At 67.6% G+C, this 19993-nt stretch carries 20 protein-coding genes and 3 tRNA genes; 15 read left to right on the top strand and 8 right to left on the bottom strand.

The window, feature by feature from the left end; genetic code table 11:
• Positions 1–212: 212 nt before the first annotated feature.
• The 9 genes from ACU6XJ_RS09700 (at position 213) to ACU6XJ_RS09660 (ending at position 7457) form a co-directional block, all read left to right on the top strand.
• Positions 213–554: a hypothetical protein gene (locus ACU6XJ_RS09700; protein WP_476308766.1), complete on the top strand. Its 342-nt coding sequence runs from the start codon at positions 213–215 to the stop codon at positions 552–554.
• Between the two features lie 63 nt (positions 555–617).
• A complete protein-coding gene (locus ACU6XJ_RS09695) occupies positions 618–998 on the top strand; it encodes a very short patch repair endonuclease (protein ID WP_476313896.1) in 381 nt (126 codons plus the stop codon).
• Positions 979–1058 (top strand) — tRNA-Arg (locus ACU6XJ_RS09690). The genes ACU6XJ_RS09695 and ACU6XJ_RS09690 overlap by 20 nt, the downstream gene beginning before the upstream one ends.
• A 182-nt stretch (positions 1059–1240) precedes the next feature.
• Complete coding sequence (locus tag ACU6XJ_RS09685; protein WP_476308764.1) at positions 1241–1774, top strand: SHOCT domain-containing protein; 534 nt, start codon at positions 1241–1243, stop codon at positions 1772–1774.
• A 701-nt stretch (positions 1775–2475) separates the two neighbouring features.
• On the top strand, positions 2476–2958 hold the full coding sequence (locus ACU6XJ_RS09680; protein WP_476308762.1) for a hypothetical protein: 483 nt from the start codon (positions 2476–2478) through the stop codon (positions 2956–2958).
• Positions 2959–3041: 83 nt separating this feature from the next.
• A complete protein-coding gene (locus tag ACU6XJ_RS09675) occupies positions 3042–4229 on the top strand; it encodes a sensor histidine kinase (protein ID WP_476308759.1) in 1188 nt (395 codons plus the stop codon).
• The gene (locus ACU6XJ_RS09670; RefSeq protein ID WP_476308757.1) at positions 4204–4938 is read left to right on the top strand and encodes a response regulator; all 735 of its coding nucleotides are present in this window, start codon (positions 4204–4206) and stop codon (positions 4936–4938) included. Before ACU6XJ_RS09675 ends, ACU6XJ_RS09670 begins: the two co-directional genes overlap by 26 nt.
• Before the next feature lie 628 nt (positions 4939–5566).
• Positions 5567–6652 carry a thioester domain-containing protein gene (locus ACU6XJ_RS09665; protein WP_476308754.1) on the top strand — a complete coding sequence of 362 codons (1086 nt, stop codon included), beginning with the start codon at positions 5567–5569 and terminating at the stop codon, positions 6650–6652.
• A 187-nt stretch (positions 6653–6839) separates the two neighbouring features.
• Positions 6840–7457 carry a putative glycolipid-binding domain-containing protein gene (locus tag ACU6XJ_RS09660; RefSeq protein WP_476308752.1) on the top strand — a complete coding sequence of 206 codons (618 nt, stop codon included), beginning with the start codon at positions 6840–6842 and terminating at the stop codon, positions 7455–7457.
• A 96-nt stretch (positions 7458–7553) separates the two neighbouring features.
• Here the strand turns inward: ACU6XJ_RS09660 and ACU6XJ_RS09655 are convergent, their stop codons facing one another.
• The 3 genes from ACU6XJ_RS09655 to ACU6XJ_RS09645 form a co-directional block, all read right to left on the bottom strand.
• Entirely contained in the window at positions 7554–8753 is a 1200-nt protein-coding gene (locus ACU6XJ_RS09655; protein WP_476308750.1) for a thiolase family protein, read from the bottom strand.
• 53 nt (positions 8754–8806) lie between these two features.
• Positions 8807–9784: a prephenate dehydrogenase gene (locus ACU6XJ_RS09650; protein ID WP_476313894.1), complete on the bottom strand. Its 978-nt coding sequence runs from the start codon at positions 9782–9784 to the stop codon at positions 8807–8809.
• A 76-nt stretch (positions 9785–9860) separates the two neighbouring features.
• Positions 9861–11075 (bottom strand): M20 metallopeptidase family protein, encoded by a 1215-nt coding sequence (locus ACU6XJ_RS09645; RefSeq protein ID WP_476308747.1) that lies wholly within the window; start codon positions 11073–11075, stop codon positions 9861–9863.
• 79 nt (positions 11076–11154) lie between these two features.
• Between ACU6XJ_RS09645 and ACU6XJ_RS09640 the strand changes: the two genes are divergently transcribed.
• The 5 genes from ACU6XJ_RS09640 to ACU6XJ_RS09620 all read left to right on the top strand — a co-directional run bounded on the left by ACU6XJ_RS09640 (position 11155) and on the right by ACU6XJ_RS09620 (position 14560).
• A complete protein-coding gene (locus tag ACU6XJ_RS09640; RefSeq protein WP_476308744.1) occupies positions 11155–11643 on the top strand; it encodes a tRNA adenosine deaminase-associated protein in 489 nt (162 codons plus the stop codon).
• Positions 11644–11669: 26 nt separating this feature from the next.
• Complete coding sequence (locus tag ACU6XJ_RS09635) at positions 11670–12113, top strand: nucleoside deaminase (RefSeq protein WP_476313892.1); 444 nt, start codon at positions 11670–11672, stop codon at positions 12111–12113.
• A gap of 100 nt (positions 12114–12213) precedes the next feature.
• On the top strand, positions 12214–12426 hold the full coding sequence (locus ACU6XJ_RS09630) for a CsbD family protein (RefSeq protein ID WP_476308741.1): 213 nt from the start codon (positions 12214–12216) through the stop codon (positions 12424–12426).
• A gap of 44 nt (positions 12427–12470) precedes the next feature.
• Positions 12471–12560, top strand: a tRNA-Ser gene (locus ACU6XJ_RS09625).
• A 143-nt stretch (positions 12561–12703) separates the two neighbouring features.
• Positions 12704–14560 carry an endonuclease/exonuclease/phosphatase family protein gene (locus ACU6XJ_RS09620; RefSeq protein WP_476313890.1) on the top strand — a complete coding sequence of 619 codons (1857 nt, stop codon included), beginning with the start codon at positions 12704–12706 and terminating at the stop codon, positions 14558–14560.
• Here ACU6XJ_RS09620 and ACU6XJ_RS09615 read toward each other — a convergent pair whose 3' ends face one another.
• From ACU6XJ_RS09615 to ACU6XJ_RS09600, 4 genes are all read right to left on the bottom strand, one after another.
• Complete coding sequence (locus ACU6XJ_RS09615) at positions 14561–15319, bottom strand: LamB/YcsF family protein (protein ID WP_476308738.1); 759 nt, start codon at positions 15317–15319, stop codon at positions 14561–14563.
• 11 nt (positions 15320–15330) lie between these two features.
• Positions 15331–15684, bottom strand: coding sequence for a nucleotide pyrophosphohydrolase (locus ACU6XJ_RS09610; protein WP_476308733.1), 354 nt, complete (start codon positions 15682–15684; stop codon positions 15331–15333).
• Between the two features lie 61 nt (positions 15685–15745).
• Positions 15746–15835: transfer RNA gene (locus ACU6XJ_RS09605), tRNA-Ser, on the bottom strand.
• Positions 15836–16174: 339 nt separating this feature from the next.
• The gene (locus ACU6XJ_RS09600) at positions 16175–17764 is read right to left on the bottom strand and encodes an MFS transporter (protein ID WP_476308730.1); all 1590 of its coding nucleotides are present in this window, start codon (positions 17762–17764) and stop codon (positions 16175–16177) included.
• Positions 17765–17922: 158 nt separating this feature from the next.
• On the opposite strand from ACU6XJ_RS09600, the gene ACU6XJ_RS09595 reads away from it, so the two are divergent.
• Complete coding sequence (locus tag ACU6XJ_RS09595) at positions 17923–18552, top strand: TetR family transcriptional regulator (RefSeq protein WP_476308727.1); 630 nt, start codon at positions 17923–17925, stop codon at positions 18550–18552.
• On the opposite strand, the gene ACU6XJ_RS09590 is transcribed toward ACU6XJ_RS09595, so the two are convergent.
• Entirely contained in the window at positions 18553–19704 is a 1152-nt protein-coding gene (locus tag ACU6XJ_RS09590) for a hypothetical protein (protein ID WP_476308724.1), read from the bottom strand.
• Between the last annotated feature and the right edge of the window lie 289 nt (positions 19705–19993).

Genomic DNA, 19993 nt, shown 5'->3' with positions numbered 1-19993 from the left:
TGCGCCAGAGGGCGGCGTGCCGGTCGTCGGAGCAGAGCAACCGCCCGCGGGGCTGGCGCATATTCGCCTGCTCGCGTCGTGCCCCCATGGGTTGCCGCCTCTCTCGATCAAGTGCCGTGTCAGCCTGCAGGCTAGCGTGTAGGGCTGACAGTCAGCCGAGCTGCTGTACCTAGTTTCTGGTTACCAGATTCTAGTTGCCTCATACTGGTGTGGTGGACGCGACACGCGTAAGTGACCGGCTCTTCGGCAGGGGATGCCGGCTGGCGGTTGCTGCGTGGATAGCGGAGCACGAGAAGGGCAGATTCTTTCAGTCCGAGCCTCCTCGCTTTGGCAAGACGAGCGCAAGCAACATCCGTCAAGAGCTCGAGCGTCTGGTCGAGTTAGGCATGCTGGACGTAGAGCGTCCAGACGACTCCGCCCGTGTGTACTACGTGCGGACTGACAGCCCCCTCTGGCGCATCGTCGAGACCGCGATGGAAGTCACCGGCCTCAGTTGGGCGAGGTCCACGATCAGCAGCGGGGAGAAGGAGAGCCGGAGTTCGGGACTTAAATGAAAGCGGTACTGTTGCGTTGTGGAGGATGAGTCGTGGGCTTCGTCTATCGCCGTTCGGCGATCCATGCAATCCAACCGCAGTCGCGATACAGGCCCTGAGATGGCTTTGCGTCGCGTACTTCATGCTGCTGGACTGCGCTACAGGGTTTGCACACGGCCGCTGGCGGACCTGCGGCGCACCGTCGACATCGTGTTCAGGCCGGCCAAGGTCGCTGTAGAAATACGTGGTTGCTTCTGGCATGGCTGCCCTGAGCACTACAAACCACCTGCTACGAACGCGTCCTACTGGGCGTCGAAGATCGAAAAGAACACGTCTAGAGACGCGGACACGGAGAGGCGTCTTGCGGATGCAGGTTGGGAACTGGTGGTCGTTTGGGAGCACGAGGACGCTTACCAAGCCGCTCAGCGCGTGGTTGCGCAGGTTCGCGCACGACGCAATTTTTAGCGTGCTGCGTATCGCTTGACTACGGATCAAGAGTTGCAGGTTCGAGTCCTGCCGAGCGCGCAGGTCAGAGGCTCCGTACCCATCCCGGTACGGGGCTTCTCACGTTGCCGAGTGACAACTGAGTGACCGAGCCGTGTTGTTGTCGGGATCGGGTTCGGCCCGTGACACGACGTAGCCCTGTATTGACACAAAGCCCCATGACGCTTGAAGGCTGGTACGAAACCAGTAAGGAAGTAAGCGACATGGGCGAGACATTGCGGGCCGACATCCAGGCCGCGCGGGACCAGATGAACACCAGGCTTGGCGCCAACCGAGAGATCAAGAGGTTGGTGCACCATCTCTGGGAGGGCGAGCAGGTCCAGCTGATGTGCGCCGGCCAGTACGGCAGGGGTCAAGGCCTGGTGGTGCTCACCGACCGCAGGCTGTTCTTTGTGCACGACGCGATACTCACGCAGACGCTCGAGGACTTTCCACTCGACAAGATCTCCTCAGTGCAGTGGTCGTCATCGTTCATGTTCGGCACGTTGACGATCTTCGCCTCCGGCAACAAGGCCGAGATCGGCCAGCTGGACAAGGCCGGGGGCAAGCGGATCGCCGATGTCCTGCGTCATCGACTCGCACAACCCCGGCCGGACCAGGCGGGGTCGACCGGTGGAGGTGCGGGCGCCGTGGATCTCGCCGATCAGCTGCGTAAGTTGGCGGATCTGCGGGACAGCGGAGTGCTGACCCCGGACGAGTTCAACGCCAAGAAGGAGCAGCTGCTGGCCAGGTACTGAGCACCGGGTAGGTAGCGAGCCGCTGCGTCCGTGTCGATCAGGTGTTCGATTCATCCACACCTGGGGATAACACTGTGGATGAATCGAACGGGTGTGCGAGGCTGATGCGAGGGCCCCGCGCATCCGGCACGGGGCCTTCGCCGTGGTGGGGCATGCGAGAAGGCAGACGGAGGGCCTCCCAACACCTCCGCCTGCCCGGCCCCTCGGCGTTGCTCCCCCGCCTCGCCGAGTTTCCCCCCGCAAAAGAGCTACCTCGACGGGCGAAGTTCGAGGTGCCCCTTGCGTCCCTGCCCCCGTCACGGCGGCGTAACCGGCTACCCCCTGCTCTCGCCGATTCGCCGCCGGACCCCAGCGGAAACCGCTGTGGACAGATCATGCTGTGGGCGTTGTTGTCCCGTCATCCACTTGGGAGTGGATTCCGAAACTACGACTTCGGGGGTGGATGACAGTCTTTCCGATGGCAGCGGACCGAAATATCCAGGTCACCAAGCCCCGAAGGCGTCCATTTCGCCTTCGCTGAGCCGAATGGCGTACTACTCGCGGTGTACCTGCGGCATCCCACGTCAAAGTGAGGACAAGCAGGCCGCGGCTTGCTTCCATTGGGGCCGCGGCGTCGAGGGTCCGGGGGGACTTGCTTTCGACATCACGGCCGTGCGGCCTGCGACTTCCGGCAGGCAATTCATCTCCCGAGGGGGGTAACGATGACCGCTGTTCCAGATCGCGATGTGGGAATCTTTCGACGTGGGGGCGAGGAGCGCCTCGCGGCAGGCCTGCTGCTCGCCCCCGACACCGTCTGGGTGAGTCCGCAGGAAGCCCTGCACCCCACGGCATGGGGCGAGTTCGATGCCGTCGTCGCCGACACGGCCGAGCGCATCGCGCCGCTTTCCATCGAGCTGGTGTGCCTGGAAAGTTCCGAGCCGGTGGGCTGTGTCGTGAAGCTGAGCACCGGTGTGGTGTCCTTTGTGGACATCGGTCCGCCCGCGACAAAGCAGTTGCTGGACCATCTTCTCGACCAGGGACGCCAGGAAAGCTGGACGGCACCGCAACACAACGGGTCCGCTACAGGTGATGCCTATCTCGCCGCCGAAATAGCGGCCGAGAGCAGCATCGAAGTCAAGAGACGCGTATTCAGGGACAAGAAGCAGGCGCTCGGCGGCATCTGCGATTGGGTGCCCTGGTGCTGATGCGCACCATTGTCGATCAATGTGACTGAAGGCCGGGGAGAGCAGTGATGAATCGAGCACGGGCAGGGCTTTGGGTGCCTGCGTTGAGCATCGCGTTGGCGGTGTTGGCCTGCGGGCTCGATCTGCTGATTCTCTCCGGGGCACTGGGCTATATGCCCCGGGAGACCATGCCGCAGTGGGCGATCGTCGGATACGGCGTGCTCGGCGCGGCGCCACTGGTCTTCCGGCGGCAGGCCCCGATCCTGGTGTTCGCCCTGGTCTGGGTGCATGTGATGCTCGGCCACTTCATCTCGTACCTCGGCTACCGCGGGGCGGTGGGGCTGGCGCTCGCCCTGTTCACGGTGGCGTCGCTGTGCCGTCCGCGAGTGGCGGCGTTGGCGCTGGCCGCCACCACCGTCACGGCGGTGGCCGCGGGCGTGAACGAGTCGAGGGACGCCTCCGAGGGGATGAAGGAGGCGGTCCTCTACGTCACGCCGGTCAACTACCTCGTCGTTTTCCTGTTCGTCTGGCTGGTCGGCCAGTGGATCAGCCGCAGCCGCAACAAGATCGTGGATCTGGAGGAGCGCCGGGAGGTGGCGGCCAGGGAGGCGGTGGCCGACGAGCGGACCAGGATCGCCAGGGAACTGCACGACATCGTGTCCCATTCGGTGACGGTGATGGTGCTGCAGGCCGCGGGTGCGCAACGCGTGCTGGAGAAGGACCCGGCACGCGCCTCCACTGCGATGGCCACCATCGAGGGCACCGGCAAGCAGGCCATGGGTGAACTCCGCAGGTTGCTTTGCCTGCTGCGGACCAACGAGTCCGACGACGGCGAACTCGGGCCGCAGCCGGGCTTCGCCGACCTCGAGGAACTGCTCACCTGCGTGCGGCGCACCGGGCTCTCGGTGACCATGAAACACGAGGGCTCCCCTGGCCAACTCGACCCGAGCGTCGAATTGGCCGTCTACCGGGTCATCCAGGAGGCGCTCAACAACGCCTCCAAGCACGCGGGGCCCGGGACCAGGGCGACGGTGACCTTCCAGTGGTCTGTCGACACGCTGACCGTGGAGATCACCAACGACGGGGAGGGGCGGCGCGAGGAATCACTGCTGTCCGCCGGACACGGACTGCTGGGGCTCCGGGAGCGGATGTCCGTGGTCGGCGGAAAATTGCAATCCGGTCCGACATCGGATGGCGGATTCCGCGTGACAGCGACGGTGTCGATCCGAGAACCTAACGTGTTGTTGCCAACGCGGGAGGTTTCGCATGACGATCCGGGTGCTGTTGGCTGACGACCAGCCACTGGTGCGGGCGGGCATCGCCATGCTGCTCGCGGCGGAATCCGAGATCGAGGTGGTCGGCGAGGCCGACGACGGCATTCAGGCCGTCGACCTGGCCCGCGGACTCCGGCCCGACGTCGTGCTGATGGACATCCGCATGCCCGGCCGGGACGGCGTGGAGGCGACCAGGCTGCTGACCGCCGACTCGTTCAACCAGGCGGACACCCCGATCAAGGTGTTGATCCTGACCACCTACAACGCCGACGAGACCGTGTACGCGGCACTGCGGGCGGGCGCCTCGGGCTTCCTGCTCAAGGACGCCGCCCCCGACGAACTGGTCTCCGCGGTGCGGGTCACCGCGGCGGGCGAGGCCTGGCTCGACCCCTCGGTGGCCAGACGGCTGCTTGACGAGTTCGCCTCCCGCCCCGAGCGCTGCGTGCCGACGCCCAACGAGCTTTCCCAGCTCACCGCGCGGGAGCGGGAGGTCATGGTGCTGGTCGCACACGGTATGTCCAATGCCGAGATCGCCGACCAGCTGATTGTCGGCGAGGCCACGGTCAAGACGCACTTCGGCCGGATCCTGATGAAGCTGGGGCTGCGGGACCGGGCGCAATGCGTGGTGGCGGCCTATCAGACGGGGCTGGTCAAGCCCGGCTCCGGGCTGCCGACCAGCGGCCGGTTCGGCATCGGCGGCGGTCGGTACGACCGGTCGCCCAACTAGCCGCACCATTCACCTGTTTGTGCTTGCGCGGAGAGGGCCGACAGGCCGAGCGAGTCACAGTGGAAAGTATTTACGGCCGGAGATGTAACGCCGGCTTCCGCTGGAGCGATGTAGTTCTCCTGGCCTGAGAAATCGGTATTTCCCGATGTGGCTCTCGGCCCTTTGTTTCTAATACCGAATCAGACCACAGGTTCGTTCATCCCGTCCGCCGGGCTCCCTCTGTTGATCACTCTACGCGCTTGTCCCCAGCCTGCTCGGTTGCGGAAAGTAGCTGGTCAGGGCTGGCGCGAGGGGATCGTCCGAATCGGTCCGTATCGGCGCCGTATCGAAGATGTGGGTCGAAACCATTGGTCCGTCCCGTCGTTTACCGCGGAGAACCGGGGCATAGATGATCTAGCTCGTGAGGGCGCCGGTTTCCGCAATCGGAAAATGGACCCCCGGTTTTGGATGGAAAAGCGGGCACAGTATGGTTCGCGCATTCACTGGCAGAGTGGATCAAGTACATCAGGTTATACGCCGTTCGGGTGACGACCGTGTGCACGGTTGCACTCCTGCCTGTGACGGGCCAGCACGATCCGTTGGATTTCGCCCCGACAGGGGCTGCTGCCTTGGGCAGGGAAGGAGAACTATGGCATCCCGGTTGCGCACCGGTGCGGTGCTGTTCGCCGCTGCGGCAACGCTGGTGTTCAGCGCAATGCCTGCCGCCGCGGACACCACCGCGAAGTTGACGGGCACCAACGAGCGTGGTGAGAACGTCAAGTTCACAAAGGCGGTGCCGAACGTGGGCACCCAGGCGGAGACCTACCTCTTCGGTCTTCGCACCAGCAATGGCGAGGACCTCAAGACCTTCTGCGTCGAGCTGCCGACCGCCGTCGACCCCAAGGCCGAGTACACCGAGGTCGAGTGGTCGAAGTACCCCGGTGGCAAGTTCAGCGACCCGGGCAAGGTCCTGTGGGTGCTGGCCAACGGCTACCCCAACGCGGGCCTCGAGGCGCTGGCCGGAAAGGTCGGCCTGCCGGTCATCGGCAAGGACCAGGCCCTGGCCGCTACCCAGGCCGCGATCTGGCACTTCAGCAACGACGTCGACCTGGCCGACAACACCCCGGCCGTCAAGGCGCTCTACGACTACCTCGTGAAGAACGCCAAGGACCTGCCGCAGCCCAAGCCCGCCCTGGACATCCTCCCGGAGACCAAGGCAGGCAAGCCGGGCGAGCTGGTCGGCCCCTTCACCGTGTCGACCTCCGCCAGGGACGCCGTCGAGGTCGCGCTCGCCGACGCCCCCAAGGGCGTCAAGCTGGTGAACAAGGCCAAGGACGCGGTGAGCAAGGCCAAGAACGGCGATGAGCTGTTCGTGCTGGTCCCCGAGGGCGCCGAGGCGGGCACCGCCGAGATCGTCGCCAAGGGCAAGTCGGTCGTGCAGGCGGGCCGCCTGTTCGTCGGCAAGAAGGACCGCACCCAGTCGATGATCGTCGCCAGCCCCAAGGAGGTGCTGAGCAAGGCGATCGCGAAGGCCTCCTGGAAGAAGGGCGTCGTCCCGACCACCAGTCCGGAGACCACCACCCCGGTGCCCAGCACCACCGCCCCGAACAAGCCGGGCGGCGAGCTGCCGAACACCGGTGCCGAGGTTGCCGGTGCGATCGGCCTTGGCGTGCTGCTGCTCGGTGGCGGTGCCGCCACCCTGTTCCTGGTGCGCCGTCGTCGCCACAGCGCCTGATAGCACCTGAAAGCAGTACCTGAGCAACAGCCGGGGCCGCCTCCCGTGGGGGCGGCCCCGGTTTCGCTTTACACCCGTTCGGTCACGCTTCGTTGCAGAAGAGTTGAAGCCGAGTGACGAATGGAAGCACCGTTCGGTCCTCGGGTACGCTGCGTCATCGGCGCTGCCGTCAATTTGCCGGGTGGAGATGAACATTTCGGACAGCAACAGCGGTCAGGTCCGCACCGCAGGCTCGCTGCGACGCCTGCTGACCTGGCACGGGGAGCGGCCCGCGAGCCTGGAATCGGTGCGGCTGCTGGTCGATGAGCGCCTACGCGCCAAGGGCCGCCTCGCGGCCGCGGCCGATGGCGAGACCGAGGCGTACAACGTCGGTTTCGAACTGCTCGTGACCGAGGCGGGCGCGGTGAGCAGGCTGCTCATCAGCACCACCACCGCGAGCGAGGACCGCCAGCTATCCCTCCAGCGCTCCGACGACGGCTTCTGGTTCGCCGACCACGGCCAAGGCGCGCACCGCGCGGAGTTCGACGGCGCGGTGGATGTCGACGTCTACAACGCCGTGTTGTTCAACACGCCGCCGGTGCGGCGGCTGAACCTGCACCGCGAGCCCGGCGAGTACGAGCTGCCCGTGGTCTACGTCGAATTGCCAACCCTGCGCACGGAACTGGTCCGCCAGACCTACCGCACGGTGTCCGTCGACGCCGATGGCGCGGTGGTGAACTTCACCTCCGGCGAGTTCAGCGCCGACATCCGCTTCGACACCGACGGCGTCGTCGTGGACTACCCGGGTATCGCCCGCCGGATCTAGACCCCAGCGGACTTAGCGTCCTAAGTCAGGTCGGAACAGCGTCATTAAACGGACTTAGAACACTAAGTCCAGGTCTGGATATCCAGGCCGCCCGCCCTAGACGCGTACGGCGATGGCCATGCCCTGGCCGACGCCGACGCAGGCGGCCGCGATCCCGAGGCCGCCGCCGCGGGCTCGGAGGTGGCGGCACAGGTCCACGACCACCCGCGGCATCGAGGCGCCCAGCGGATGCCCGTAGGCGATCGCGCCGCCGTGCACGTTGACCCGCTCCGGGTCGATCTCGGGCAACTGGTTCAACACCGACAGCACCATCGCGGCGAAAGCCTCGTTGATCTCCCACAGGTCGACGTCCTCCGCGGTGGCGCCCAGTCGCTTGAGCAGCCTGCGGATCGCGGGCACCGGAGCGAGGGTGAAGCGCTGCGGCTCGTCGGCGGCCACCGCGCTGCCCAGCACCTCCGCCAGCGGCTCGATGCCCAGCGCCGCGGCCGCCGCCTCGTCGCCGACGAGCAGCGCCGCCGCCCCGTCGTTGAGCGGCGAGGAGTTGCCTGCCGTTACCGGGCCGTTCGCCGAGAAAGCCGAGGCCAGAGCGGCCAGCTTGCCCATGCTGGTGTCCGGCCGCACTGATTCGTCCCGGCGCACGGTGTTCCCATCGGCGATGGCCACCGGGAAGGCGAAGCCGTTGTGCACGCCCGCGTCCCACGCGGCCGATGCCCTGCGGTGTGAACGCAGCGCGTACTGGTCCATCTGCTCCCTGCCGATGCCCAGCCCGATCGCCACCTGCTCGGCGGCGAGCCCGAGCGGCACCGTCCACTCCGGTCGCATCCTGGGGTTGACCAGCCGCCAGCCCAGCGCGGTCGAGGCCACCTCCATCCGGTCCGGCATGGCCCGGTCGGGCCGCGGCATGACGAACGGCGCCCGGCTCATCCCTTCCACGCCGCCCGCGACAAGCAGCCCCGCATCACCCGAACGGATGGCACGGGCGGCCTGCACGATGCTCTCGCCACCGGAGGCGCACAGCCGGTTTACCGCGACACCGGGCACGGTGGGCGGCAGGCCCGCCAGCAGCGCCACCATCCGGCCGATGTTGCGGTTCTCCTCACCGGCGCCGTTGGTGTTGCCGTAGATGACGTCCTCGATGCTTCCCGGGTCCAGCGCGCCGGTGCCGTCCGGGCCGTGCCTGCGCAGCAACTCGGTCACCGGCAGCGTGGCGAGGTCGTCGACGCGGACACCGGACAGGCCGCCGCGGTAGCGGCCGAACGGCGTGCGGGCGGCATCCAGGATCAGCGCACGGGACATATGCCCATCGTGTCTCATCAACGCGGCCTGCGCCGCAAACTGTGTTACAGAAGTTAATAAGAACTGGCGGTTGCCGTCATATCTGTGATCTCCGTGATCCTTCCGCCCAGCTGACCAAGCTCCCGCAGCGAATCCAGCGCGTCCTCGGCCCGCAGGTCGATGGGGTAGGTCTCGGTCAGTGCGGTGCGCAGCTGCTCCAGCTCGCGGCGGGCCCAGTGGCCTGCGTCGATGGTGGCCCGCAGACCGCCCGTGGAGGCCAGCGAGCCGCGGGCGGCGCCCAGCCTGCCCAGCGCGTCGTCCAAGGCCTCCAGCAGCGAGTCGCGGTTGCCCTCGCACATCGCCCGAACCAGTTCGGGAGCACTGGCCGCGACGCGGGTGCCGTCGGTGAACGAGCCCGCGGCCAGCGCCAAAGCCAGCGCGCCGCCCTCGGCACCCACCGAGGCCAGGATCGCGGCGAGGATGTGCGGCAGGTGCGAGATGCGGGCCACCGCGAGGTCGTGCTCGGTGGCCGAGGTGGGCACCACGTACGCGCCGCAGTCGATGACGAGTTTGGCCAGGCCCGCCCACACCTCGATGTCGGTGTCCTTGTCCACGGTGAGCACCCAGGGCGCCTTGCGGAACAGCTCAACGGAGCCCGCCCGCCAGCCGGAGCCCTCGGTCCCCGCCATCGGGTGACCGCCGACGTAGCGGGTGCGGGGTGCGTAGCGGTGCACCATGTCGGCGACCGGGGCCTTCACGCTCACCACGTCGGTCAGCTTGCACTCCGGCGCGAGTTCGTTGACCAGGTGCAGCACGCTGGGCACCGAGGGCAGCGGCACGGCCATCACGATGATGGCGTCCTCGTCGGCGGCCCGGCCCACCGCGTCCTCCACGCTGGGTTTGACCGTGAAGCCGTCGGCGACCGCCGCGGCACCATCCGCGGTGGACTGGGCCGCTCCCCAGACTTGATAGCCCGCGGCCGATGCGGCACGCAGCACAGAACCACCGATAAGACCCAGGCCGACGACACAGACTCCAGACACGGGAAACATCATCGTTCATTCCGGCCCGGCCGGCAGCCGAAACCCGCCCTGAATCTTGTTGTCAGGTCGGGCAACCTTCGTCGAGTCATCGCCCGCCCGTCAGCGCGAATGCCGCGTAGACCGCCACCCCGTTGGTCATCGCCGATTCGTCGAAAAGCACCCGGTTGGAGTGATTGGCGGGCGCCGTTTCCGGGCTCGAGTTAGGCGGGCAGGCCCCGAGGAAGGCCATCGCCGCGGGCACCCTGGCCGCCACGTAGGCGAAGTCCTCCGCCCCCATCAGCGGGTCCGGCATCGGCTCCGCGTTGTTCGGCCCCAGCGTCCTGCGGGCCAGTTCCACCACCGCGGGCCCGACCTCGGCGTCGTTGACCAGCACCGGGTAACCCTTCTCGATCCGCACCGCCGCGGTGCAACCTCCTGCGAGCGCGGTGTGCTCGCAGACCCGCCGGATCTCTTCGTGCACCGTCGCCCTGGTCTGCTCGGACAGCGTGCGGATGGTGCCGTTGAGGGATGCGGTCTCCGGGATGATGTTGGAGGTGGTGCCCGCCACCAGCTGGCCGATGGTGACCACCGTCGGGTCGAAGACGCTGGTCCTGCGGGTCACCATGGTCTGCAGCGCGCCGATCATGGCGGCGGCCGCGGGTACCGGGTCGACAGCGTTGTGCGGAGCCGCGGCGTGCCCGCCGCGCCCGTGCACGACGACCCGCAGCACGTCCTGGGCGGCCATCATCGGCCCGGGACGGCTCTGCAGCAGCCCGGACCGCAGCAGCGAGGTCACGTGCAGCGCCAGCGCCCGGTCCACGGGTGCGCCCGCCGCCTCCAGCAGTCCTTCGTCCAGCATCAGCTTCGCGCCGTGATAGCCCTCCTCACCGGGCTGGAACATGAACACCACCCGCCCCGCCAGCCGTTCGCGCAGGTCACAGAGCAGGCGGGCGGCCGAGGCGAGCATCGCGGTGTGCATATCGTGGCCGCAGGCGTGCATGGTGCCCGGCACCTCGGAGGCGAAACCCAGCCCGGTCTCCTCCAGCAGCGGCAGCGCGTCCATATCGCCCCGCAGCAGGATCGTCGGCCCCGGCAGGCCGCCTTCCAACACCGCCGTCACCGAGCTCAGGCTCTCGCCGGTGGTGATGCGCAGCGGTAGGTCGCGCAGCGTGTGCAGCAATGCGGCCTGGGTGACCGGCAGCCGCAGCCCCTGTTCGGGGTGCCGGTGCAGTGCGCGGCGCAACGCGACGGTGCGTGGTTGCAGCGCGTGCGCGGCGTTGACGAGTTCAGGCAGACCCGGGGTGGCTGTGGCGTTACTCATAATGGTGATCCTGGCATCCAGACGGCGCGCCTTTCCGGTGAAACTTTCGTCTTTCGGCGCGCGGGCATACCGTTACCCCATGGCGGTGCAGCAGCAGGTACGTGGCCTCGCTGTGGCGGTGACCCGTGAAGAGGGACGTTGGAAGTGCGTCCCCCTCGATGGTGACGCGCTGCAGACGCTGGATTCGGCCATCACGGCGTTGCGACGCGTCCGTAGCGTCGGCGCCCTGTTCGCGATGTTGGCCGTCGACGACGAGTTCTTCGTGTTGATCAGACCGATCCCCGGCGGGGTGGATCTGCTGCTGTCGGATTCGGCGGCGGCGCTGGACTACGACGTGGCGGCCGATGTGCTCGACCTGCTGCGCGTTGAGCCGCCGGATGAGGACGACGCGGAGGTCTGGCCTGCGGGTGACCTCGCGATCCTCGCCGACCTCGGCCTTCCCCCGGATGAGTTGCAGGTCATCATCGACGAGATCGACCTGTTCCCGGACGAGCAGTTGGAGATGATCGCCCAGCGCTGTGGGTTCGCCGACGTGCTCCGGCCGGAGCTGGAGAAACTCCTGACGTGAAACCCAGCCCGGCCGACCTGGCCGCCATGCGCGCCGCACTGGACGCGGCAGGCGAGGCCGGGCGATCCGGCGACGTCCCGATCGGAGCCGTGGTGCTCGCCCCGGACGGCCGGGTCCTGGCCACCGCCCACAACGCCCGCGAGGCGGCGGCCGATCCCACCGCCCATGCCGAGGTCCTCGCCCTCCGCGCCGCGGCCAAGGCCTTCGGCGACGGCTGGAGGCTGGCGGGCTGCACCCTCGCCGTGACCCTCGAACCCTGCACGATGTGCGCGGGAGCCCTGGTCCTGGCGCGAATATCGCGCCTGGTCTTCGGCGCGTGGGAACCCAAGACCGGCGCCGTCGGCTCGCTGTGGGACGTGGTCCGCGACCGCAGACTCAACCACCGCCCCGAGGTCATTGGCGGCGTCTTGGAGCAGGAGTCCGTGGCCCTTCTGGACGCCTTTTTCGCCGCCCATCGGCCGAACGAGTGAACTGAGTCACACTCGGCATAACGATTCAACCGGGTGGGGCATCCGAGGTTCGAGAGCGGCCGGTATTCCGACCGGAACCGCAGGACGGAAGGAACCAACCGTGAGCGTTTTCGACAAGGCGAAGGCTGAGGCGCAGGAAGCCATCGGCAAGGTGAAGGAAGCTCTCGGCAAGTCCACCGACAACGAGCGACTCGAGGCTTCCGGCAACAAGGACCAGGCTGTCGGCGGCGTGAAGTCCGGTTACGAGGACGCCAAGGACAAGGCCGCGGGCGTGGTCAACGACGCGAAGGACCGCCTCAAGGGCAACCGCTGAGCCCTGGCGAAATAGGAGCGTGACCGTCGGCTAAGCTGACCGGCGGTAGCGTGTCCGAGCGGCCGAAGGAGCGCGCCTCGAAAGCGCGTGAGGGTTCACGCCCTCCGTGGGTTCAAATCCCACCGCTACCGCCAGCATTTCCGAAACGCCGATCACCGACCACGGTGATCGGCGTTTCGCATTGAGACATGTGGTTCTTTCCCCGTTCATCGATCTGCGCGACGATCGCGTCGGCTTGTGTCTCTGGGGAAGGACCGACGTGACGATCTCAAGATCCATGCTGGCCGCGGTGGTGGTGCTCGGCTCGGCCGTGGTGCCCGCGAGCGCCGAGGAACCGGTGCGGATTCACGACATCCAGGGCACCACCAGGGTGTCCCCGCTGCTGGGCAAGGCCGTGACGGCGGTGCCCGGCGTGGTGACCGCGGTCCGCCCCTTCGGCTCATCGCCGGGCTTCTGGTTCCAGGACCCTCAGCCCGACGGCGACCCGGCGACCAGCGAAGGCCTGTTCGTCTACACCCCCAAGACCACGCTCACGGTCAAGCCCGGTGACGCGATCACGGTGTCCGGCAAGGTCGCCGAGTACTACTCGCTGGGCAGCGGCGAGAACGCCCAGTCCACGCCGACACAGTCGATCACCGAGCTGACCGGCGCCCAGTGGACGGTGCTGTCCGCGGGCAACCCGGTGCCCGCCCCCGAACTGTTGAAGCCCGACACCGTGCCCGCGTCGCACGCCCCGGACGCCAAGGGCGGCAACATCGAACCGCTGTCCCTCCGCCCGAGCGAGTACGCGTTGGACTACTACGAGTCCCGCGAGCACATGCTGCTGGAGATCCGCGACGCCCGCGTGGTCGGCCCGACGGACGACTTCAACGCCCTGTGGGTGACCTCCAAGCCCGAGCAGAACCCCACCCCGCGCGGCGGCACCGCCTACCTGAGCTACGACCAGCCCAACACCGGCAGGCTGAAGGTCGAATCCCTCATCCCGTTCGCCCAGCGCCCCTTCCCCAAGGCCAACGTCGGCGACCGCCTCCGCGGCATCACCGCGGGCCCCCTGGACTACGTCCGCTTCGGCGGCTACTCCCTCCAGGCAAGCACCCTAGGCGAGCACATCGACAACGGCCTGGCCCGCGAGACCACAAAGCCGCCACACCCCATGCAACTAGCGGTGGCCACCTACAACGTGGAGAACCTCTCCGCCAAGGACACCCAGGCCAAGCTCGACCGCCTGGCCGAAGGCGTGGTCCGCGGCCTGGCAAGCCCCGATGTGGTTGCGCTGGAGGAGATCCAGGACAACACCGGCCCCACCAACGACGGCACGGTCGCCGCCGACCAAACCCTGCGCCGCTTCACCGACGCCATCACCGCCGCGGGCGGCCCCGCCTACGAGTGGCGTCAGATCGACCCCGAGAACAACAAGGACGGCGGCCAACCCGGCGGCAACATCCGAGTGGCCTTCCTCTTCAACCCCAAGCTCGTGTCCTTTGTAGACCGCCCAGGCGGCACCGCGACCACCCCGGTGGACGTCGTCCGCGACCGCGGCCGCGCCGCCCTCACGGTGTCCCCCGGCCGAGTAGCCCCCGCCGACCCCGCCTGGGACTCCAGCCGCAAACCCCTGATCGGCGAGTTCCGCTTCCACGGCCGCACCGTCTTCGTAATCGCCAACCACTGGACCTCCAAGGGCGGCGACCAGGCCCTGCACGGCCGCTTCCAGCCCCCCAACCGCGTCTCGGAAATCCAGCGCCAACGCCAGGCCGACGTGCTCAGGGCCTTCCTGCTCAAGCTCCGCGAGGTAGACCCCAAAGCCACCACGCTCGTGGTCGGCGACCTCAACGACTACCTGTTCTCACCCGCCATCCGCACCCTGCTGGGCGACAACCTCCTGAAGTCCCCCATGGCGGACTTACCCCCCGGCGAGCAGTACAGCTACGTCTTCGAAGGCAACTCCCAGGCCCTGGATCACATCCTGCTCAGCCCCAACCTGACCCGCCACGACTACGACATCGTCCACACCAACGCCGAATTCCACGACCAGGCCAGCGACCACGACCCCCAGATCATCCGCTTCCGCCCCCGCAGCGGCATCGACCCCATCGACCAGGTCGAAGACAAGCTGTGCAGGCAAATCGGCTGCTGATCAGACGAACGGCGTGATGTCCACCCCGGCGTCCAAGAGGGCGACGCGGATCGAGCGGGCCATGGCGACCGCGCCCGGAGTGTCGCCATGGACGCAGAGGGATCGGGCCGGGACCGGGACGGTGCCGCCGTCAATGGCGGTGACCTGCTGTTGGGTGGCCATGGTGACCGAACGACGGGTCACCGCGTCCACGTCGTGGATAACCGCGCCCTCCAGCGAACGGGAGACCAACTCGCCGGTGGGGGTGTAGGCGCGGTCGGCGAAGGCCTCGGGGACGGTGGTGAGGCCTTCCTGTTCGGCGAGGGCGAGGAGTTGGGAGCCGGGGAGGCCGAGCAGCGGCAGCGCGGGGTCGTAGCGCTTCACTGCGTCGACCACAGCGGCGGCTTGGACGGCGTCGCGGACGCAGCGGTTGTACAGCGCGCCATGGGGTTTGACGTAGCTGACGCGGATGCCCGCCACGCGGCAGAAGGCCTCGAGGGCGCCGATCTGGTACAGCACGTCGTTGGTCAAGTCGGCGGGTGGCACGTCGATGGCGCGGCGGCCGAAACCCGCGAGGTCGCGGTAGCCGACCTGGGCGCCGACCACCACCCCGCGCTCGGCGGCCTGCGCGCACACCCGGCGCAGGATGGTGGGGTCGCCGCCGTGGAAACCACAGGCGACGTTCGCGCTGGTCACGATGTCCAGCAGCGCCTCGTCGTCGCCGAGCGTCCAGATGCCGAAGCCCTCGCCGAGGTCGCTGTTGAGGTCGAGAACGGGCATAACGGGCTCCATCAGCGGTCGGTGTACCAGGTCGTCAGGTCGCTGGCCTTGTCGACGGGAAAGCGGGTCTCGTTGCGGGCGATCTTGGCGGTGGCGGCCTCGTGCAGGTCGATCCCGCACACCTCGGCCAGCCGGATCAGGTAGAGCAGCACATCGGCGCACTCGTCGGCCAGCCGCTCACGCAGATTGCCGTCGGCGAGTTCGCTCTGCACCTGCTCGTCGGTGAACCACTGAAGCTCGGTGACCAACTCGCCCGTCTCCCCGGCCAGGGCCATCGCGAGGTTGCGTGGGGTGTGGAAGCGCTGCCAGTCGCGCGCTTCGATGAAGGCGCGCTGCGCCGCGGCCAGGTCCTGGATGCTCGACACCTGCCCCAGCCTAGAGAGACAAGAACGCCCGCCGCCAAAGGGCGACGGGCGTTTCCGCTGGTGGCGGAGGATGCGGGATTTGAACCCGCGAGGGCTTTAACACCCAACACGATTTCCAATCGTGCGCACTAGGCCACTATGCGAATCCTCCGCCGAGGAGGGTACCGGATGGGTGGTTGACCAGCCAAAACGGCTGGTAGGCCTAGGTGCTGGTTGATCGTCGTGAGCAAGCACACCGCTTGGTGACAACACGATTGCTGACGTTGTGACATGGCGAATACCAGCATGAACACGGCCATCGATCTCGCGGGGCTCGCGCCTGCGGGCAGCAGCGCCACCGAGGCGCCCTCGATCGCCCACGAGAACAGCTCCCACACTGACACGTCGAACGAGGACGGGGTCTTCGGCAGGATCACGTCGCCGGGTCCGATGGCCACCCCGGTCTCGATGGTGGCAGCCGATGTCACAGGCTGCCACCCACGGGGCGGGGTCAATGCGCGGACACGGCTTCCACCGGGGCGGGGGCCCGGCGGACCAGTAGCGAGGCGAACGCCGCCACCACGGCGATCACGCCGCCGACGGCCATCGCGGTGGAGAAGCCGTCCATGAACGCGAGCCTGCCCGCCGACCGCGCCGCCTCCGCGAGCGTTTCGGAGGCGCCTGCGGGTACCGGGGCGAGGCCTTGGGCGACATCGTGGCGGGCGTGGCTCAGCTGTTCCGCCTGCTGCTCGCCGATGCCTGCCGCCGTGTAGTGGCCGGTCAGGACGCGGCCGACGGTGGCGGAGACGATCGCGCCGAGCACCGCGGTGCCGAACACGCCGCCCAGCTCGACCGCGGTCTGCTGCAACCCGCCCGCGACACCTGCGAGCTGCTCGGGCGCGTGCCCGATGATCGCGTCGGTGGCGGCGGTGAGCAGGAAGGCGAACGCCGTGCCGATGAGCACGAACCAGGGCCAGATTGCCAGGTAGGACGAGTCGACGTCGATCGCGGCCAGCCCGAACAGGGCGACGGCGGTGAACACCATGCCGAGGCCGAGTGGCACCCGAGGTCCGAAACGCGCGGTGAGGGAGCTGCCGATGGGCGAGGCCACCATGAACATCGCGGTCATCGGCAGGATGCGCAGTCCGGCGTCGACGGGGCTCATCCCACGTAGCTGCTGCAGGTAGAGCGCGACGAAGAAGACGGTGCCCCAGATGGCGAGGAAACCCAGCACCAGCACCACGGTGGCCGCTGACAGCGAGACGGAACGGAACAGCCGCAGCGGCAGCAGCGGGTACCGGACGCGCTGCTCCCACCACACGAACGCGGTCAGCGTGACGGCGGCGATCACGATGGACCCCAGCGGCAGCGCGGCGACGAAGCCGTGCTTCTCCGCCTCGATCAAACCGTAGATCAACGCGAACAGTCCGACCGTCAGCAGCACCGTGCCGAGCCAGTCGAAGGCCTGGGTGCGGGCCTCTTCGTCACGGGATTCGCTGATCGCCCAGAGCCCGATGACCACGGCCAGCAGGCTGATCGGGCCGTTGATGTAGAAGATCGACTCCCAGTTGACGTGCTCGACGAGCAGGCCGCCCACGATCGGACCGCCCGCGATGGCGAGACCCGCCGTGGCGGCCCAGATTCCGATCGCCCGGTTGAGCTGGGCGGCGGGGAAGGCGTTGCGCAGCACCGCCAGGCCCGCGGGTTGCAGCAGCGCGCCCGCGATGCCCTGCACGATGCGCCAGAAGATGACGGCGGCGAGGCTGTCGGACAACGCGATCAGCACGGAGGCGACGGCGAAGCCTCCGACGCCGATCAGGAACACCTTCTTGCGGCCGAAGATGTCGGCCAGCTTGCCCGCGGGGATCAGGGTGACCGCGAGGCCGAGCAGGTAGCCGTTGGTCACCCACTGCAGGCCTGCGAGGTCCGCGTGCAGGTCGGCGGCGATCGCCGGGTTCGCCACCGAGACGATCGTCATGTCCAGGCTGACCACCATCGCGCCGAGGGCGACGGCGATCAGTGCCATCCAGGGCCTGCTGCTCATGGCCTTCGGCGGTGCGGGTTCGGCAAGGGATTCGGCGATGTTCGCCGTGTTCGACATCGGAAGCCTCCGTCAGCGGTGTGTGCGATCCGGGCGTCAAACTGTCACTACATGACACTTGCTGTCAAGTGACGAGTTTCTTAACGCGACGTTTGTCTGGCCTGGAAATTCGTCACAACGAGCCTTGTGATCTCCGTGTGCACGACTACGCTGCGGATATGGAGACGACCGGGGAGCTCGGCAGGCGCGAACGCAAGAAGCAGCGCACGCGCGACGACCTGGCCAAGGCCGCCTTCCGGCTGTTCCAGGAGAAGGGATTCGAGGCCACCACGGTGGAGGAGATCGCCGATGCGGTGGACGTCTCCTCACGGACCTTCTTCCGCTACTACGCCTCCAAAGAGGACGTCGTGCTCGCCTACCAGGAGGAGGAGCACGAGGCGCTGATGGCCGCGCTTGCCGAACAGCCCGCGGATTCGCCCGTGGTGACGGCGCTGCACCGGGCCGCGGTGACTGTGATGCGGGCCTGCGAGGACGGCGAATACGGCTTCGACGCGGAGCGGTTCAACTACATCCAGCGCCTGATGGAGAGCAACCCCGCCGTGCTGGGCCGCAGCCTGGAACGCGGCCAGGAGAAGCATGCCCAGGTCATCGGCGCGATGGCCGAGCGGATGGGGGTCGACTCGGCGACCGACGTGCGGCCGCATGTGGCCGCGAGGGCGCTCACCTACGCCTACCGCAGCGCCTTCGACGTATGGAGTACGAAGGCGCTGCGGGCGGAGCGTTTCTCTGACGTCCTCGACGAGGTGTTCACCATCATCGAGGAGGGCGTGAACTACCCCGCGGGCTGATTACCCGCGGCCCGCCGACCTGGCGAGAGCCTGCTCGATGCGCTCGGCGATGTCCTTGGCCGCCGCGGTGTCGACGGACTTGAAGCCGCGGTGCATCTTGTGCAGCCGGGTGCGGACCCGCTCCGATGCCAGGTGCTGTCCGAGGTCGAGGCCTCGGTGGGCGACCTCCGCGGCTCCCTCGACCTCGCCCCGCGAGAAGCGGGCTCCGGCCAGGGAGAGAGTGTGCAGCAGGCGGTCGCGCGGCGGCCCGTCGTCGAACAGCTCCAGCCCCCTGGCGAGGTCCTTCTCCGCGCAGTCGGGCCAGCGCAGTTCGAGCCACGACCGTCCCGCGTCCGCCGCGAACACCGCTGGGGTGACCCATTTCGCCCAGGTGGGCCGAGGGTTGCGCCTGCCATCCTCGAAAAGACTCTCCGCGGCGGTGAGCGCGTTCCCGCAGGCCACTTCCTCACCCAGCGCCGCATGCGCTCGAGCCTGCCTGGTGGCGAGGAGTGCCGCCACGATGCCGGGCTCCTCCGCGCGGATTCCATCGCGGGCAATGCGATTCAGCCGCAGCGAATGCTGACCTCGGCCCAGCCATGCGGCGCTGTAACCGAGGCAGGACAGGATATAGGCGCCGAGCAGCCGTTCACCGCAGATATGCGCCGCCCGCAGGCCGATGAGCAGATAGCGTTCACTGCGGGGATGGTCGCCGAGATCCGCGGCCAGCCAGCCCGCCAACTGGGCGAGCTCGGCGACCGCCCGGTAAAGGCGCAGTCCGTTTTCCCTGTTGTAGGAGCCATCCCTGGCCAGTCCCGCGGCCCACCACAGGTCTTGGACGACCCAGTCGAGAATGAGTGGTCCGCCGCAGTTGTCATCGAGTTGTCTGAGCTGCGTTATCCGGCATTCGAGGGTCTCCACCACACTGGTGCCGACATCCTGGCCACCAGTGCGCGGCCGGAACGGCCGCTGATCCGAGGTGAGCCAGTCGACCGCGGCGGCGATGACCACACCATCGGGCAACGGTTCGACCGGCGGTGGGCCGGGTGCGGTGAAGATGGTCGCGCAACGCCATATTCCTTCCGCACTCCATGGCGCGTCCCAATTCTCGATCTCTTTTTCGCCCCCGCTGCTTTCCTCGGCGAACTTGTCCGGCCAGAGTTCCTCGACTGTCACTCTTTCCCGAAGTTGCTCGGAAAGAAGCTCGGCGACCACGGATGGCATTTCACCGCGGGGAAATGCGCCTTTCAACCAGTGGTAAGGAGCCTTGGAGCTGACGGTGCCAGCTCCCCAGGTCCGATTGATCTCCCTGGCCAGCCTCTCCGGAGACCATCCCAGTCGGTCGAGGAAAACCGCCAGTAAAGGAACTTTCTCTAAGACGTCCACTTTGACCTTATCCCCCGGATACCGCTTGCTGGTGGCGATGTCAGGATGCCACAGCCTAAAACGCGAAGATGCTTCTGTG

The organism is Actinorectispora metalli (assembly GCF_056323685.1).
This window is presented reverse-complemented; position numbering and strand designations above follow the sequence as displayed.

Coding starts and splice junctions, on each gene's coding strand:
- ACU6XJ_RS09695 (WP_476313896.1), top strand. CDS start 618: ATGCAATCCAACCGCAGTCGCGATACAGGCCCTGAGATGGCTTTGCGT.
- ACU6XJ_RS09685 (WP_476308764.1), top strand. CDS start 1,241: ATGGGCGAGACATTGCGGGCCGACATCCAGGCCGCGCGGGACCAGATG.
- ACU6XJ_RS09680 (WP_476308762.1), top strand. CDS start 2,476: ATGACCGCTGTTCCAGATCGCGATGTGGGAATCTTTCGACGTGGGGGC.
- ACU6XJ_RS09670 (WP_476308757.1), top strand. CDS start 4,204: ATGACGATCCGGGTGCTGTTGGCTGACGACCAGCCACTGGTGCGGGCG.
- ACU6XJ_RS09665 (WP_476308754.1), top strand. CDS start 5,567: ATGGCATCCCGGTTGCGCACCGGTGCGGTGCTGTTCGCCGCTGCGGCA.
- ACU6XJ_RS09660 (WP_476308752.1), top strand. CDS start 6,840: ATGAACATTTCGGACAGCAACAGCGGTCAGGTCCGCACCGCAGGCTCG.
- ACU6XJ_RS09655 (WP_476308750.1), bottom strand. CDS start 8,753: ATGTCCCGTGCGCTGATCCTGGATGCCGCCCGCACGCCGTTCGGCCGC.
- ACU6XJ_RS09650 (WP_476313894.1), bottom strand. CDS start 9,784: ATGTTTCCCGTGTCTGGAGTCTGTGTCGTCGGCCTGGGTCTTATCGGT.
- ACU6XJ_RS09645 (WP_476308747.1), bottom strand. CDS start 11,075: ATGAGTAACGCCACAGCCACCCCGGGTCTGCCTGAACTCGTCAACGCC.
- ACU6XJ_RS09640 (WP_476308744.1), top strand. CDS start 11,155: ATGGCGGTGCAGCAGCAGGTACGTGGCCTCGCTGTGGCGGTGACCCGT.
- ACU6XJ_RS09635 (WP_476313892.1), top strand. CDS start 11,670: ATGCGCGCCGCACTGGACGCGGCAGGCGAGGCCGGGCGATCCGGCGAC.
- ACU6XJ_RS09620 (WP_476313890.1), top strand. CDS start 12,704: ATGCTGGCCGCGGTGGTGGTGCTCGGCTCGGCCGTGGTGCCCGCGAGC.
- ACU6XJ_RS09615 (WP_476308738.1), bottom strand. CDS start 15,319: ATGCCCGTTCTCGACCTCAACAGCGACCTCGGCGAGGGCTTCGGCATC.
- ACU6XJ_RS09600 (WP_476308730.1), bottom strand. CDS start 17,764: ATGTCGAACACGGCGAACATCGCCGAATCCCTTGCCGAACCCGCACCG.
- ACU6XJ_RS09595 (WP_476308727.1), top strand. CDS start 17,923: ATGGAGACGACCGGGGAGCTCGGCAGGCGCGAACGCAAGAAGCAGCGC.